Annotated in this window: 9 protein-coding genes and 1 tRNA gene; 7 read left to right on the forward strand and 3 right to left on the reverse strand. The window is 55.2% G+C overall.

The window, feature by feature from the left end; all coding sequences use genetic code 11:
- Positions 1–117 precede the first annotated feature (117 nt).
- From ACFWUL_RS10195 to ACFWUL_RS10205, 3 genes are read left to right on the forward strand one after another with little or no spacing between them, the layout of a single operon-like run.
- Positions 118–420, forward strand: coding sequence for an ArsR/SmtB family transcription factor (locus ACFWUL_RS10195; protein ID WP_416177201.1), 303 nt, complete (start codon positions 118–120; stop codon positions 418–420).
- On the forward strand, positions 407–1,462 hold the full coding sequence (gene arsB, locus ACFWUL_RS10200; protein ID WP_416177202.1) for an ACR3 family arsenite efflux transporter: 1,056 nt from the start codon (positions 407–409) through the stop codon (positions 1,460–1,462). The genes ACFWUL_RS10195 and arsB overlap by 14 nt, the downstream gene beginning before the upstream one ends.
- Positions 1,452–1,859: an arsenate reductase ArsC gene (locus ACFWUL_RS10205; protein ID WP_416177203.1), complete on the forward strand. Its 408-nt coding sequence runs from the start codon at positions 1,452–1,454 to the stop codon at positions 1,857–1,859. The genes arsB and ACFWUL_RS10205 overlap by 11 nt, the downstream gene beginning before the upstream one ends.
- Before the next feature lie 350 nt (positions 1,860–2,209).
- Here the strand turns inward: ACFWUL_RS10205 and ACFWUL_RS10210 are convergent.
- Positions 2,210–2,286 (reverse strand) — tRNA-Arg (locus tag ACFWUL_RS10210).
- A gap of 198 nt (positions 2,287–2,484) precedes the next feature.
- Between ACFWUL_RS10210 and ACFWUL_RS10215 the strand changes: the two genes are divergently transcribed.
- On the forward strand, positions 2,485–3,714 hold the full coding sequence (locus ACFWUL_RS10215; RefSeq protein ID WP_416177204.1) for an IS30 family transposase: 1,230 nt from the start codon (positions 2,485–2,487) through the stop codon (positions 3,712–3,714).
- Positions 3,715–4,257: 543 nt separating this feature from the next.
- Here the strand turns inward: ACFWUL_RS10215 and ACFWUL_RS10220 are convergent.
- The gene (locus tag ACFWUL_RS10220) at positions 4,258–5,418 is read right to left on the reverse strand and encodes a hypothetical protein (protein ID WP_416177205.1); all 1,161 of its coding nucleotides are present in this window, start codon (positions 5,416–5,418) and stop codon (positions 4,258–4,260) included.
- A gap of 588 nt (positions 5,419–6,006) precedes the next feature.
- Here ACFWUL_RS10220 and ACFWUL_RS10225 point away from each other — a divergent pair.
- Positions 6,007–7,080 (forward strand): 3-dehydroquinate synthase family protein, encoded by a 1,074-nt coding sequence (locus tag ACFWUL_RS10225; protein ID WP_416177206.1) that lies wholly within the window; start codon positions 6,007–6,009, stop codon positions 7,078–7,080.
- 675 nt (positions 7,081–7,755) lie between these two features.
- Here the strand turns inward: ACFWUL_RS10225 and gltB are convergent.
- Positions 7,756–12,306, reverse strand: coding sequence for a glutamate synthase large subunit (gene gltB, locus ACFWUL_RS10230; RefSeq protein WP_416177207.1), 4,551 nt, complete (start codon positions 12,304–12,306; stop codon positions 7,756–7,758).
- A 2,216-nt stretch (positions 12,307–14,522) separates the two neighbouring features.
- Here gltB and ACFWUL_RS10235 point away from each other — a divergent pair.
- Both ACFWUL_RS10235 and ACFWUL_RS10240 read left to right on the forward strand, forming a co-directional pair.
- Positions 14,523–15,356, forward strand: coding sequence for a hypothetical protein (locus ACFWUL_RS10235; protein WP_416177208.1), 834 nt, complete (start codon positions 14,523–14,525; stop codon positions 15,354–15,356).
- Positions 15,357–15,367: 11 nt separating this feature from the next.
- Positions 15,368–16,339: a hypothetical protein gene (locus tag ACFWUL_RS10240; RefSeq protein WP_416177209.1), complete on the forward strand. Its 972-nt coding sequence runs from the start codon at positions 15,368–15,370 to the stop codon at positions 16,337–16,339.
- The last annotated feature ends 322 nt before the right edge of the window (positions 16,340–16,661 follow it).

The raw sequence follows: 16,661 nt of genomic DNA on the forward strand, positions 1-16,661 counted from the left end.
CATAGCTCCAACCCTCCCTCTCCACCCCTTTCTGCTTCACATATTGACGCAGGTCAATCTATGTGCTATGCTCTTCAATATATTGATGTCGGTAAATACGAGGAGGTCCCTAAACCTATGCCAAAAGAACAAATCATCATGCTGAAGGCCATCACCGATGAAAGCCGCCTTCGCATTATCAAACTGCTTGAGCAGGGCGAACGATGCGCCTGCGTGCTTCTAGAAAATCTCCATTTCTCCCAGCCCACCCTGTCCCACCACATGAAGGTACTCTGTGAGGCCGGTCTGGTTAACAGCCGAAAAGAAGGCAGATGGGTGTATTACTCCCTGAACCAGGCCAATGGCCGGGAGCTCGCCCGTTTCATTCAGGATCTGTTTCAGGTAACAAACACAGGAGATGACCATCATGCATGCTGCTGATACAGGAAGAAATATGAGTTTCTTCCAGCGCTATCTCACCCTGTGGGTGCTGATGTGCATGGCACTGGGCGTGGCCCTGGGCCATTTCCTTCCCGCCCTGCCCCGCTTTCTGGGGCGTCTGCAGATAGATGGCATTTCTCTTCCCATGGCAGTGCTCATCTGGATCATGATTTACCCCATGATGATTAAAGTCGATTTCCAGAGTATCAAACAGGCTGGAAGAAATGAAAAGGGCCTTCTGGTGACCTGGGTAACGAACTGGCTCATTAAGCCCTTCACCATGTACGGCATTGCCGCCTTTTTCTTCTTCCACCTGTTTGGCGCCTTCATGGATCCGGAGCTGGCCAGACAGTACCTGGCCGGCGCCGTCCTTCTGGGCGCTGCCCCCTGCACGGCCATGGTCTTTGTGTGGAGCACTCTCACCCATGGAAATCCGGCGTACACAGTGGTTCAGGTGGCCACCAACGACCTGATCATCCTGGTGGCCTTCGTGCCGATTGTGAAATTCCTTCTGGGCGTTTCCCAGGTTTCCGTTCCCTATGACATTCTCTTTGTCAGCGTCTTCCTTTTTGTAGTCATTCCTCTATCCGGCGGCGTACTGACCCGCCGCCTGGTGGTGAAGGACCGCGGCGAAGCCTATCTGGATAAGGTTTTCGTCCACAAATTCGACCATGTAACCACGACAGGCCTTCTTCTCACATTGGTCATCATCTTCAGCTCCCAGGCGGACATGATCCTTTCCAATCCCCTGCACATCCTTCTCATCGCAGTACCCTTAACCATTCAGACCTTCCTTATCTTCTTCCTGGCCTATGGCGCTGCCCATATGCTGAAGCTTCCCTTCTCCATCGCTGCTCCTGCCGGCATGATTGGCGCCTCCAATTTCTTTGAACTTTCTGTAGCGGTGGCTGTAGCCCTCTTCGGTGCCTCCAGCCCCGCCGCCCTGGCCACCACCGTAGGCGTCCTCACGGAAGTGCCGGTCATGCTCACCCTGGTCAGAATCGCCAACCATACGAAAGGATGGTTTTCCCATGAATCATAAACCGGTGATTGCCTTCCTCTGCACCCACAACGCCTGCCGCAGCCAGATAGCAGAAGCCCTGGCCAGGAAATATGATTCCTCCTTTACCTTCTGCTCCGCCGGCACCACGCCGGAAAGCCGCATCGACCCCACTGCCCGGAGGCTCCTGAAAACCCTCTACCATATAGATATGGAAAAGATGCAGACTCCCAAGCCCCTGTCCGCCATTCCCCGTCCAGACGTCCTTATCTCCATGGGCTGCCTCACCGGCTGCCCCCATATGGGCCGTCCCTTCGACGAAGACTGGCATCTGGAAGACACTGCCGGCAAGGACGAAAAGGTTTACCTTGAAGTCATCCGGGAAATCGATGACCGCGTAAAAAAACTGATTCGCCAGCTTCATAGGGAATGCCCCTGACGCTATACATAAAGCACCTCTGTCAAAACGCAGAGGTGCTTTTTAAATGGAACTGCCACTTGAATACATATAACAATAGGATTGATAATGCCTATCCCAGGGATAGGCAGGACATGCCGGAATTTCTGAAGTGCGGCTCCACTTACTTGACTCAGCCGGCAAGAGATAGAACATAGAATGGATTCCCTCTTTAAAACAGGCAGGAAGCGGAAATGCAGTCACCGTAAATGAGCTGCGCTGTGTGATAATCGGCTGGAAAACAGCTGATACCAAAGAATGAAATTGAAATGAATTGGCACCATGTAATAAAAAAGCACCTTTGGAATTTTCCAAAGGTGCTGATTTTTTCGTGGTGCGCTTGGGGAGATTCGAACTCCCGACACACGGTTTAGGAAACCGCTGCTCTATCCAGCTGAGCTACAAACGCATTAATGTTATTTTACATAATATGGGGGAATTTGTAAAGGGAAGCATGGTTTTGTCCCCAATGCGTTCCAAAACGAGAAATTGACAAGCAATTTCGCAAAGTAAGTTCCAGCTCTGAAGGTCATTCTGGAATTTACTTTGAGAACTGACATTTGGTAGAATTTAACTTGAGAAATACTCGTGGAATATGAGGTTAACTATGAGCAACATTGTCAATTCTACAAGGAAGAACAAACATCTCACCTTTGATGACCGACTCACCATCGAAGCGATGCTCAAATCCCAATCTACTTTCTCCGAAATTGCACGTACTATTGGAAAGGATGCCAGCACAATATCTAAGGAAGTACGTAAACATCGGGAATTGGCTGCAAACAACTGGACTCGCCGCGATGACAGTGGCCGTGTCTTAAACGACGAATGTCCCAAACTCACCCATTCGCCTTATGTCTGCAATGGCTGTAAGCAAAAGCCATACTGTCATCTTAAACGTCTGGTCTATAGAGCCAAATCTGCCCAAAAAGATTATGAGGCCCTCAGGTCAGAATCCAGAACCGGTATTGCACTTAATAAAGCCAGTTTCTGGGATACTGACAGGAAGCTCCGGGAAGGGATAAAGAAAGGGCAGCATATTTACCACATTATGCAGACCGAGGAAATTCAGGCGTCGCAGGCTACTGTTTACCGCTATATCAAGAAAGGATACTGCTCTTTCAGCCCGATCGAACTTCCCCGTATGGTCAAATTCAGATCCCGCAAGCCCCGTCAGCTTGAATATGTGCCGTATGGAGCAAAGAAAGGCCGCGCATATGAAGATTTCCAGCAGCATATCGCTGCAAATCATATTACGCACTGGGTTGAGATGGACACTGTAATTGGACGTGTCGGAGGCAAGGTACTGCTTACAATGCTCTTTACCAACAGCAATTTCATGTTTGGCCGGCTGCTGCCCAACAAGACGGCCCAAGCTGTAACGGAGCAGTTTCAAACCCTCCGTCAGAAATTCACCGATGCCGGCATTCCCTTTGCCAGTTGTTTCTCTCTTATCCTTACAGATAACGGGGGAGAATTCGCCAATATAGATGGCATCGAGATGAATGCGGCCGGAACGAGGGAAACACGCCTCTTTTATTGCGATCCTATGCGCTCCAGCCAAAAGCCCCGCGTGGAGAAGAATCACACACTCCTCCGTGACATCCTGCCGAAAGGAGCCAACTTCGACAATCTGAAGCAGGAAAAAGTAGATATAATCTTTTCCCACATAAATTCAACCAAAAGGGCAGTCTTTAATGGCAAAACCGCCTACGAAATGTTTACCCACATCTATGGTACGGAGGCTGCCCACATTTTAGGAATCTGCAAAGTTCCTGCTGAAAACGTTGTGCAGACGACAAAGCTGCTCCAGATACTTGGAGTTGTAGCATTCTAATCCATTTCCGGACTGGCCAGCTGACCGCCTGTTCTCCAATGCTTGTCAAGACATGTCTTTCGTCTTGACAAGCATTGGAGAACAGGCGAAAATCAGCAGCCCCGGAATGGATATTGTCAACTGCTTGCTTTTACCAGCAACAAATTCAACAGCATCTTCTTGTTTTAGAGCCAGGAGTATTTCTCAAAGCAACTTCATGTCAACCGGAATTTACTTTGAAAAATAACAATTCAAAGTTTCTTTTAGCATGCGCTGAAACAGTCTTATTGCTCTAAAATTCACAATTAACAACGAAAATTAAGGCGATTTTTACAATTTCCCAAACTAACTTCCAGCAAATTTCTCGAACTTATCGCCAGTTTCAGGCGACCGGAAGTTACTTTGAGAATTTACGCGAGAAATTGACAGAGGACGGGGCAGATGAGTGGCTGGTGGCTGGTGGCTGGGCGTTCAGCCGCTCCGCGGCAAATGCAATCCGAAATGCACCCCCTCAGGCGCCTTCGGCGCCAGCTCCCCCGATGGGGGAGCCGAGGAATTATTCCCTCAGAAGAGGTCTTTCAGTTTCGAGAAGAGGCCCTTCTTTTCCTGTTTTACCGGCTTCGGGGACACCGGCTTTTCCGGTTCCGGCTTTGGTACGGTGTGGTGGGGATAGGCCCCTTCGCTGGGGCGGAAGGGGGGCGGAGCGGTGAAGGTGGGCATCCGGAGTACCGGGGGCGCCATGATTTTCGGCTTCACCACCGGCGTCCTGTGAATCGGTGCATGGGCTTCGCTCCTGCCGTAGGGTACATAGTGGTAGGCCTTGGAGGAAGGGTCCGGCACGTTCCGGTCTGCAATGTACCGGGTGCCGTTAAAGTCCTGTCCCCGGAGCCGCTCCAGGAGCATGGACGCCATCATCTGGACGGAGAAGTAGGAGAAGGGAAGCCTCGGCGCCAGTCTGGCAATGGAGGAGAGGAAGGAGGTCTTCACGTCGTCCATGGTCATTTTCAGTTCCTTCCGGATCTCGTCCATGAGGAGGATCATGCCCTTCTGGGTGGGGAAGAGGTTTTCGTAGGGCACCAGGTTATTTTTGTTGCCCATGCCCGACATGTCCATGAAGAAGACCAGGTACAGGTAGGACAGGGCGCTGCTGTTGTCCCGGGCCCGGAGGTAGAAGTTTGCCACGGTGTAGTAGGTATTCCGGAGCTTCGACCATTCGCCGGCCATGGTGTAAAGGTTGATTTTCTGCTGGAACGCACGGCTCAGGATGTCCCGGGCCGTAAAGGGCTCTCCCCGCTGGGACAGGGCATTCTGGGATTCCCCGATTTCCCCTTCCGTGAGGCCGTAGTTTTCCCGGACGTTCAGCACGTAGGCCATGTGGTGGCCGATTTCCGCTTTTCCTTCCTTCGTGAGGACGTAAATCTTCGGCACCCCATGGGCATAGTCTTTCTCGGGAATCTTAGAAATCACCCGGCCCGTGAGTTCCGCATGGGTGCCTTCGCCGGAAAGGTCATAGCGTTTCAGGAAATCGGAAAGCACCTTGTCCGGCAGCATGTTCACCGTCTCCTGGGGACGGCTCGCCCGGATCCAGCCATCCGCCAGGAGTTCGTCGATCCGGTCATTGGCGTCCTGGCCGTAGATATTCAGTTTATAGGGCGGCATGCGATGGTGCACCGGTTTGCCGTCGAAGTAGTCCAGGATCAGGATATCCCTCACCGATAACCCCATGGGCCGCCTCCTTTCATTTTCGTTTGACTGCTGATATTCCAGTATTAATTATATGCAGAACAGGGCCTTTTGAAAAGAGGGATTGTAACGAGATCGCGGTCGAGGTCGAGATCGAGGAGGATGGGTCGAAGGGTGGCTGGTAGCTGGTAGCTAGTGGCTGGCCTCAATCCTCTTTCCTCAACTCTCCATCCTGCTTTTGAATCCCGTCATAGTCATACACCAGAGAGATTTCTCGACTCATCGGAGCTTTAGTGATTCTTATATGGAGTGTCATCACGGCGCTAGCCACCGCTCGAAATGACGAGGGGGGGGTAGAGTCAGTTGGGATGGCGGCGGAGCCGCAGGACCTCAATTCTCTTCACTCAATTCTCAATTCTGCTTTTTTCCGGCGAAGCCGCTGGAACTCAACTCTCAAATCTCAAATCTTTCTTTTGCACTGCAGGCTGTCGAGCTTTCCTAGAGGCTAACAGCCAGCAGCTAGAAGCCCCTGCTCCAACTGAAACCAACCATAGCCTCACCCTTTCTCCCCTGTACACTATGGTTTATAATAAAGGTAGATTAAGATTATTTAGAAGAGGTGATTCGGATATGGATAAGATTCATATTAATCTTGGCAGCGATTCTTACGACATCCTCATCGATAACGGACTGGTAGGCCGGGCGGGGCCGGCCATCCGGGACCTGACGGGAGCTTCGAAGGCCGCCATCATCACGGAAGACGGTATCGACAGGCTCTATGGCACGGGGCTCGTGAAGTCCCTGGAGGACGCAGGCATTCGGACCCAGATGATCGTGGTACCGTCCAGTGAAAAATCCCGGAATCTCCATCTCATCAGTAAAGTCTACGGCGCCCTGGCGGACTTTGGCCTTGGCTCCAGCGATGTTCTCATCGCCCTCGGCGGCCGCGTGGTAGGCGATATCACCGGCTTCACCGCCGCCACCTGGCACAGGGGCATTTCCTACATCCAGTTCCCCACGTCCGTGCTGTCCCAGATCGGCAGTTCCATCGGCGGGAAAATCACTCTGGACCTGGACCAGGGAGCCGGCAAGAATGCCGTAGGCACCTTCTACCAGCCGAAGGGTGTTTTCGTGGACCCGGGCATGGCGAAGACCCTGCCCCGCCGGTATTTCCACAACGGCCTCGGGGAAGCGGTGAAACTGGGCTGCGTGGCGGACAAGAACCTCTTCGAACTTTTCGAAAAGGTGTCTTCGGACGCGGAAATCTACCGGGTGCTCCCGGAAATCATCCGCCGCTGCGTCACCATCAAGGCCCACTATGTGGAAATCGACCCCCTGTCCAAGGGAGAGCGGCGGATCCTTGACTTCGGCCACACCATCGGCGGCGCCATCGAACGGTGCTATCGGTACAATGATGCCCGCATCACCCATGGCGAAGCCACGGCCATCGGCATGTACCTCATCACCCGCAGATCCGAGCTGGAGGGCCTCACCAAGAGAGGCACCACCTCCCGCCTGGAGTACGTGCTGAAGTCCCTGTCCCTGCCCATCAGCACTTCCATCCCCGATGACATTCTCTTCGAATCCATGAAGCACGATAAAAAGATCAAGGGCGACGTGATCCAGATCACCCTGATCAAGGAAATCGGAGAAGGCTTCCTCTACACCATCCCCGTGAAAGAACTGGGAAAATTCATCAGGTAATAAGCGTTTGTATCGCGTAAAAGCCCCCGCAGGACTGCATCGGCAGTCCCGCGGGGGCTTTTTGTGTCTGAGAGTACGTGCGAACGGGCGGGGCTTTGAGCTTTCAGCCTTGAGCCTTGCGCTGAATAGGCCCTGCGGGCCAGGTGACGGATGGATAAGTGGGCGGCCGAACGTACAGGGGCTTTTAGCTTCTAGCTGCTAGCAGCCAGGAAAGCTGGTTCGCCTGCGGCGCATCCATCACCATCTCTCAGTCCGGTGGACAGCTCTCCTCTGGGAAGAGAGCCTCCTGCAGAGTCAATTGCACGTTTTGGGGATAGAGTCTTTAGGATTCCAACGGCGGCGGAGCCGCTGTACAGCTCAAGGCACAAGGCTAAAGGCTCAAGGCCCGGCCCCAGTAACTCCAGCCGCCTCCTGACCAGTGCCGCAGGCTGGCCAGCTTTCCTAACAGCTAGCCGCTAGAAGCTAAAAGCCCCCGTATGTTCACACGCACGCCCAGCCACACATTCACAGCGGAGCGACCGATCCGCTCAAGGCTCAAGGCCCGGCCCCAGTAACTCCAGCCGTTAACACCCCACCACCGCTAACGCGGTCCCCCTCCCCTCTAAAGAGGGGAGGTTTGGTGTGTTTTTGCGGCGAAGCCGCGGGGCCTCAACTCTCAACTTTCAAATCTCAACTCTATTTTTTAAACTTCTCCTCAAACGCCTCTTTCTCCGCCTCTTCCCGGGTTGTTCCTTTCTTCATGAGTTCGTGGATCCTTGCTTCCATGGCTTCGTAGTCCCTGGGGATGACTTTGGTGATCCTGGGGAGGAACCGGTTCCACTGGGCCAGGATTTCTTCTGCCCTTTCGCTTCTTGTGCAGATGTAGTGCTCTTCGATGAGCTGCTTCACCTCTTCCGTTTCCTTCGGATCTTCCAAAGGCAGGGCATGGACCATTTCCTTATTGAGGAGCCCTTCGTCCAGGTCCATCACGTAGGCAGTGCCGCCGGACATGCCGGCTGCCAGGTTTTTACCGGTCTTCCCAAGGATCACCACTTTGCCGCCGGTCATGTATTCCAGGCCGTGGTTGCCGACCCCTTCCACCACCACCGTGGCGCCGCTGTTCCGTACGCAGAACCGTTCTCCCGCCCTGCCGGATACGAAGGCTTTGCCTCCGGTGGCGCCGAAGAAGGCCACGTTGCCGATGATTACGTTATCCTCTGCCGCAAAGGAGGCTTCCTTCGGCGGGTAGATGATGATCTTGCCGCCGGAAAGGCCTTTCCCTGTGTAGTCGTTGGCGTCCCCTTCCAGGGTCAGGGTGAGGCCTTTGGGGATGAAGGCGCCGAAGCTCTGGCCGGCAGAGCCCACGAAGGAGAGGCGGATGGTATCTTCCGGCAGTCCCTCTTCCCCGTAACGTCTTGAAATCTCGCTGCCCACGACGGTGCCGGTGACGCGGTTCGTATTTTTGATGAAGAGCTTTGCCCGGACCGGTTTCTTTTCTTCCAGCGCCGGCTTGCACATGCGCACCAGCTTTGCCATGTCCAGGGTCTTTTCGATGTCATGGTCCTGGGGCACCAGGAAATGGTGGCCCACGGTGCTGTCGGTGTAGGGCCGGTAGAGGAGGGCGTCCAAGCTCAGGGTATCGGCCTTCGGATTGCCGGTGAGTCCCTTCTGCTTCAGCCGGTCGCTCCGTCCCACCATGTCTTCCAGGGTATGGAAGCCCAGGTGGGCCATGATTTCCCGGAGGTCCTCCGCCACGAACCGCATGAAGTTCACCACGTACTCCGGCTTCCCGGTGAACCGCTTCCGGAGTTTCTCGTCCTGGGTGCAGATGCCGAAGGGGCAGGTATTCTTATTGCACACCCGGAACATCTGGCAGCCGATGGCGATGAGGGGTCCCGTGCAGAAGCTGAACTGCTCCGCCCCAAGGAGGGCCGCGATTGCCACGTCCCGGCCGGTGAGGAGTTTCCCGTCCACCTCCAGGTGCACCCGGTCCCGGAGCCGGTTCATGAGGAGCACCTGCTGTACTTCGGAGAGCCCCACTTCCCAGGGGAGCCCGGCATGGCGCATGCTGGTCCGAGGCGATGCCCCGGTGCCACCGTCGTAGCCGCTGATTGTGATGCCGTTGGCCTTCGCCTTCACCACGCCGGCGGCAATGGTGCCGATGCCGCTGCCGGCGGTGAGTTTCACGTTGATTTCCGCCTTCCGGTTGGCGTTCTTCAGGTCAAAGACCAGTTCCGCCAGGTCTTCGATGGAGTACACGTCGTGATGGGGCGGCGGGGAAATGAGGGATACCCCCGGCGTGGACCGGCGGGTACGGGCAATGGCGGGATCCACCTTGCTTCCCGGCAGGTGGCCCCCTTCGCCGGGCTTCGCCCCCTGGGCGCACTTGATCTGGATTTCCTTTGCATGGACCAGGTAATTGCCGGTGACCCCGAAACGGGCGGTGGAGACCTGCTTGATTTCGTCGTTCACGCTGCTGCCGTCGGGGCGGGGTGCGAACCGCTCATCGTCTTCCCCGCCTTCTCCCGTGTTGCTGCGGCTGCCAAGGGAGTTCATGGCCTCGGCAATGCACTCGTGGGCTTCCTTGCTCAAGGCACCGTAGCTCATGGCGCCGGTGCGGAAGTGGTGGATAATGGAGTCCACACTTTCCACTTCCTCGATGGGGATACTGGGGCCGGCGGGGCTGGTGAAATCAAGGAGGTCCCGGAGCCGGATGAGGGGCTCATTCACCTTCTTCGCATACACCTTGTAGAGCTCGTAGCTCCCGGTGCGGCAGGCCTGCTGCAGGAGCCTGATGGCCTCGGCGGTGAGGATATGGGGCTCGTCCCCATTTCTCCGGTACTTGAACACGTCCCCGGAGAAGAGGCCCTTCTTCGGGCCGTAGGCCTCCTCATGGCGCCGGCGGTTCTCCTCTTCTATTTCCGGAAGTCCGATGCCGCCTACGGGGGAGGTGGTGTGGCCGAAATAAGTATCCGCCACTTCTTTGCCGATGCCGATGGCCTCAAAAATCTGGGCGCCATGGTAGCTCTTCACCGTGGAAATCCCCATTTTCGACATGACCGAGAGAATGCCGTTCACCGCGGCGGTGAGGTAGCTTTCCCGGGCTTCTTCGGCGTTCTTCTTGCCGAGCCGCCCCTTTTCTGCCAGGTCCGACACCGTATCCAGTGCCAGGTAGGGATTAATGGCGGTGACGCCGTAGCCGATGAGGGTGCAGAAATGGTGTACCTCCCGGGGTTCCCCGGATTCCAGGATAATGCCCACATCGGGCCGCACTTTTTCCCGGATCAGGAAATTGTGGAGCCCTGCGGAGGCGAGAAGTGCCGGGATCGCTTCATGGTCCCGGTCCACGCCCCTATCGGAGAGGATGAGGATGTTGTGTCCTTCCTTCACTGCCTTCAGGGCTTCATCAAAGAGATGGTCCAGGGCTTTCTCCATTTCTCCCTTTCCCTCGGCGGGATAGAGGAGGGACAGCACCACCGGACGGATGCGGGGATCTGCAAGATGCTTCACCGCCGCCATTTCTTCATTCGTCAGAAGGGGCCGGTCCATGGAGAGAGCGGCGGTACCCTTCTCGTCGGGGTCCATGATATTTGCCATGTTCCCCACGTACACCGTGGCGGAGGTAACGATTTTTTCCCGGATGGCATCGATGGGAGGGTTCGTGACCTGGGCGAAGTTCTGCTGGAAATAGTCATAGAGGAGACGGGGCCGCTCGGAGAGCACGGGGAGCGGCGAATCCATGCCCATGGCTCCCACCGGGTCCTTTCCCGTGTCCGCCATGGGAATCATGATATCCCGCATGTCTTCCTGGGTATAGCCGAAGGCCTTCTGCTCTTCCAGGAGCTTTTCCGGTGTCTTTTCTTCTCCCTTTTCCTTCGGCAGGTCCGAAAGGTCCACCATGTGCTCTTTGCACCACTGGCCGTAGGGATGGGCGGAGGCCATGGCGTGCTTGATTTCTTCGTCCGGCACAATGCGCTGCTGGGACGTGTCGATGAGGAAAATCTTTCCCGGTTCCAGGCGGCCCTTGGAGAGGATCTCCTTCTGGTCCACGGGGACTGCCCCCACTTCGGAGGACAGGATGACCCTGTCGTCCTTCATCACGTAGTACCGGGCGGGGCGGAGGCCATTCCGGTCCAGCATGCCGCCGATGTGGATGCCGTCGCAGAAGCAGATGGCCGCCGGACCGTCCCAGGGTTCCATCATGAAATTGTGGTACCGGTAGAAATCCTTTTTCTCCTGGCTCATGGAATCGTCCTTTTCCCAGGGTTCCGGAATCATGACCATCATGGCGTGGGCCAGGGAATGGCCTGCCATGTGGAGGTACTCAAGACAGTTGTCGAACATGGCGGAGTCGCTGCCGGCGTCATCCACCACCGGGAATACCTTCGACAGTTCCGGGTAATCCGAGGGCCGGGACTTGCTCTCCCGGGCGTTCAGCCAGTTGATATTGCCCCGGATGGTGTTGATTTCCCCGTTATGCACGATGTACCGGTTCGGATGGGCCCTGGCCCAGCTGGGGAAGGTATTCGTGCTGAACCGGGAATGGACGAGGGCCATGGCGGTCTTATAGTCCAGGTCCGACAGGTCCAGGTAGAAATGGCGCATCTGGTCGCTGGTGAGCATGCCCTTGTACACGATGGTCCGGGAGGACAGGCTGGCGATGTAGAAGTCCGTGCCCATGCCGGCGGAGAGGGGGATGATCTTCTTTTCCGCCAGCCGCCGGATGATGTAGAGCTTCCGCTCAAAATCCATGGGGTCCCTGATGGCGGGGTCCTTCCCGATGAAGACCTGCAGGAAATGGGGGCGGATCCGCTTCGCCTCTTCCCCGATGAGGCTTTCGTCGATGGGGACCTCCCGCCAGCCGAGGACCGTCTGCCCCTCTTCCTTCACGATTTCCTCGAAAATCCGCTTCTGCTCTTCCCGGAAATTCTCGTAGCGGTGGGCAAAGATCATGCCCACCCCATACTCCCCTTCCGGAGGCAGGTGAAATCCCAGGACTTCGCACTCCCGCTGGAAGAATTCGTGGGGAATCTGGGTGAGGATGCCGGCGCCGTCGCCGCTCTTCCGGTCCGCTCCCTCGCCGCCCCGGTGCTTCAGGTTCTCCAGGATTTTCAGGGCATCGTCCACAATGCCGTAGGACCGGCGCCCTTTGATATTCGCCACGAATCCGATGCCGCAGGCATCATGCTCATTTCTCGGGTCATAAAGACCCTGTGCTTCCGGTAAATCTCTCCATACTTTTCCCATACTCCAACGCCTCCCGAAAGAAAAAGCCGGACAGGCAGTCAAAAAAAGACTGTCTGTCCGGCATCGGACTTTCTGTAGTTGTGAGATTTATTATAGCACTGCAGTGAGGAAAAGGATAGATGGATTTTGGGAGGAATTGGGAAAGTGGAGGGATCGAGGTCGAGGCCGAGATCGAGGGGGATAGGGCCGAAGGCCCGGATGTTATGTGACGGAGCTCCCGTGCGAACGGATGGGGGATTCCAGTGGCTAACTTCTATCGGCCAGGAAAGCTCGTCAGCCGCTATGCGGCAACCCACCCACCGCAAGCGGTCCCCCCTCCCTTGCGAGCAAGGGAGGGCTAACTTTTGCGGCAAAGCCGCGGGACCTCAATTCTCAACTCTCAAATCTCAATTCTTTCTTTTTGCCTTATGCGAATCAGCAGCTGGTATCTAGTGGCTAGTGGCTGGGTGGACAGCCGCTTCGCGGCCAATGCACCCATTCAGTCGCCTGACGGCGCCACCTCACCCTACGGGAAAGCGACTCACGATGATTTGAGCGTCGCTTCGCCGCTACAGCTGTCACCGACTCACGACAATTCTCAACTCTCAAATCTCAACTCTTTCTTTTAAGCCTTTAGCGGGACAGGCCCTTTGGGCCGAGCGACGAGTGAATGGGCTCCCGTGTGGACGGGCGGGGGCTTCCAGCTTTTAGCTTCCAGCGGCCAGGAAAACCGGCCCGCCGCTTTGCGGCACCCCACCCACCGCAAGCGGTCCCCCCTCCCTTGCGAGCAAGGGAGGGTTAACGTTTGCGGCAAAGCCGCGGGACCTCAATTCTCTTCACTCAAATCTCAATTCTGCCTTTTAAGCCTTGAGCGGATCAGGCCCTTCGGGTCCGGTGATGGATGAGTAAGTAAGCGGCTGAATGTACGAGGCTTCCAGCTGCCAGCTGTTAGCCGTCAGGAAAGCTCGTCCGCCTGCGGCGTTTCCGTCACCATCTCTCAGTCCCGTGGACAGCTCTCTTCTGGGAAGAGAGCCTCCTGCAGCGTCATTTCCACGTTTTGGGGATAGAGTCATCAGGAATCCAACGGTGGCAAAGCCGCGGGACCTCAACTCTCAATGTTACTCTTAACTCTTTCTTTTAGCCGCAGGCTGAACCGGTCTGACGTCTGATTGTCTGACCGTCTGATGTCTCCGCCCCAAATGACACCATCCACACTCCACCAACAGGCCTGACTGACGCTAAACGATTGCCGTCATTTCGAGCGGTGTGAACATGCCATATGACTCTAAAGGCAAGAATCGCTACAGCTTCGATGAGTCGAGAAATCTTTCTCGTGGTCGGGAATACAAGTCTTTTCAACACCACTCCTCCCCTTCGCACCAAACGCACCCCCTTGTTGAGATCGAGGTCGAGACTGAGGCCGAGGGAGCCAGCCTGCGGCGCTCCCATCAGCTAACCCCGCCCCGTTGGGGTGGCAAGCGAACTGGGTTCGTAGGGAGCCGTCAGGCGACTGAGAACCCAGTGAACCCTTCCCACCGGGAGCCCCTTCCCGAGGAGGGGCCTCGTGCAGCGTCATTTCTACGTTTTGGGGATAGAGTCATCAGGAATCCAACGGCGGCAAAGCCGCGGGATGGATGCGGCGGAGCCGCTGATGGATAGTCCCCCTTTTTCAAAGGGGGATGTCACGGAGTGACAGAGGGATTCTGATGGGTCTGCGGCGGGACCGCTTGGTCTTTAACTCTCAACACTTTCTTTGAAAACCCCGTCATAGTCATTTACCAGGGAGATTTCTCGACTCCTCGAAGCTGTAGCGTTTTTTACATGGAGGACATCATCACGGCGCTTACCTCCCGAGGGGAAGCGTGTCACTGGATTCTCAGTCGCCTTCGGCTCCCTGCGAATCCAGTTCCCTTGCCACCGCTCGAAATGACGAGTTGAAGGAACGTGTTCATGAGTCGGCGAAGACATTGACGGGCAGCCTCCTTCCTTTTGTGGCCGAGTGCCGTGCGAACGGACGGGACTTCTAGCCGATAGCAGTTGGAAGTCCCCACACGGTTGGCCGCTCACGCACCCATCCGTCATCTGGCCCAAAGGGCCTGACCGCCCAGCCACTAGATACCAGCTACTAGCCACTTCGCTTCCGCTGGACCTCAACTCTCAAATCTCAACTCTTTTTTGATATAATGGGTAAAAGAACAGCATCCCAATCATACTTACCCAAAGAAAGGACGGATTCCATGAATAATACCGAAATTGACAGCATGCTGGACGCCCTATCGTTCCATCATGAAGAAGGTTTATATTTCCTGCAGCAGTCCCTGCTCGAATCAAAGGTAATCCAATCGGAAGATTTCGACAATTTCTGCGATGAATGTGAAGATTATACAGAAGGTATACTGACCGGCGGCTTTGTAGATGTGCCAGCCATGCTCAATGAGTGGAAGCCAGCCCTGGGAAAGCTGCCCCTTTTCCAGGCCATGGAAGCTTATGCCAAAAATGAGGATCCCCTGAAGCGGATTGCCAAGCTGGTTTCTATTTCCAAAAAAGCGGAATCGGCACTGAAGAAGAAAAAGCTCTCCCCAGGCAGCCCTGAAATCATTGATTTCCACAATCTCCTTCTCCTGATTGCCCTGGATGCGGCAAATGCGGGGCTCCTCCTCAAATCCCGGGATGCCGTATGGCGTATCCTGGCAGGAAACCCCAAAGATCTCCGAGCTTTGAACTGGGCTGCTCTCCTTGCCGCTCTCCTGGAAAATGAAGAGGATATGAAAAAACTTCTGGCTTTCGGATCCCAGAGTCCTTTACTTTCTCTCTTTGCCTCCCTCCTGTATTTTAAGAAAGGAAAAATGGACGAAGCCGCAGGCCAACTGGACTCCCTGAAGGATGACCCCGACTTTGCCAATATATTTGAGGATTTGGGAAAGGGACTGCCACCGGAGACATATGATGAAGTGTCTGACTTCCTATCGCCGGACGCCCTGTATAACACCTATTATCCCTATCTTGTCAATGAAAAGGAATTCTTCAAATGGGCTGCCAGGACAGTCCGGAAAGGAGCAAAGAAATCATGAGAATGCCGTCCATGCCTTTTCAGATAGTTCATCCCAATAAATACCTGCTCCCCGATGCCTTTGAACTTGCGCGGGACGCCTCTACCCGGCTCATGCAGGAAAAGGTCCAGAAGCAGCTGGATGCAGGGATTTCCATGGATGAAATCAATGCTTCCATCATGGGCAAAACCATGATGCCGGTCAATCCGGATGATATAACCCCGGAAACTGCAGAAAGTGCCCTGGATTTCCTTATCCTGTCTGCCAAGTCAGAAAAACAGAGGGAAAGACTGGACTACGCAAAGAAAGCCCTTGCCCTGGATCCGGAAAGCCTGGATGCCGCCCTCGCCGTCATCCTTCTGGGTACCCGGGACCTCATTTCCATGAAAAAAAAGCTGGAAACCCTCATGGAAAAGGGAAAAGCCCAGATGGAGCAGCAGGGGCTCATGGATGCCAAAGGGCAATTCTGGCAGCAGTTTGAGACCCGTCCCTTCATCCGTGTCCTCCGTGCCCACTTCACCGTACTCCAGCTTCTGGGACAGTATCGGAATGCCCTGGCCGCAGGTTGGGAAATCATCTCTTACAATAAAGGGGATAACCTCGGCGTCCGCTATGACATGATGGCCATGGCTGCCTGGCTTCTGGACCAGGATACAGCCCTTACTCTCATGGCCCGCTACCAGGAAGAAGATGCCATGATGCTCCTGCCCCTGGCACTTCTCTATTTCCGTTTGGGAAAAGGAAAGGACTCCCTTCGCATTCTCCATACGCTATACGCTTCCAATCCCAGCCTTTTCAATGTCCTGGATGACCTGTTAGATGGAGGTGCCATGGAGGAAGCCTGCCGCCAGGACCGGCTGCCCCTTAACGCCTATCATTACACCGCCTTCGAAGATTCGGAAGTCTTCTTTGCCGTACACGATAACCTTTTCCTCTACCTCGTCTCCGGCACCTTCTTCCAATGGGCTTTGGATAATGCTAAAAAAATCATCCGCGGGGCATAGAAAGCTGCGGATGGGTGGTTGGGCGTGCGTGTGAACGTATGGGGCATTGAGCCTTGAGCCTTGAGCTGGACAGCCGCTTTGCGGCGGGTGTCCTGTGGCTGAGCGCCGTGCGAACGGGCAGGGGCTTCTAGCTGTTAGCTGTTAGCTTTTAGGAAAGATGGTTCGCCTGCGGCGCTTCCATCACCATCTCTCAGCCCCGTGGGCAGCTCTCTTCGGAGAAGAGAGCCTACTGCAGTGTCACTTTCACGTTATTTGTGCAGAGGCTTTAGGATTCCAACTGCGGCGGAGCCGCTTTTAACAGTCTCCCTTTACAAAGGGAGAT

The organism is Dialister sp., assembly GCF_047832375.1.
Lineage (GTDB): Bacteria > Bacillota > Negativicutes > Veillonellales > Dialisteraceae > Dialister.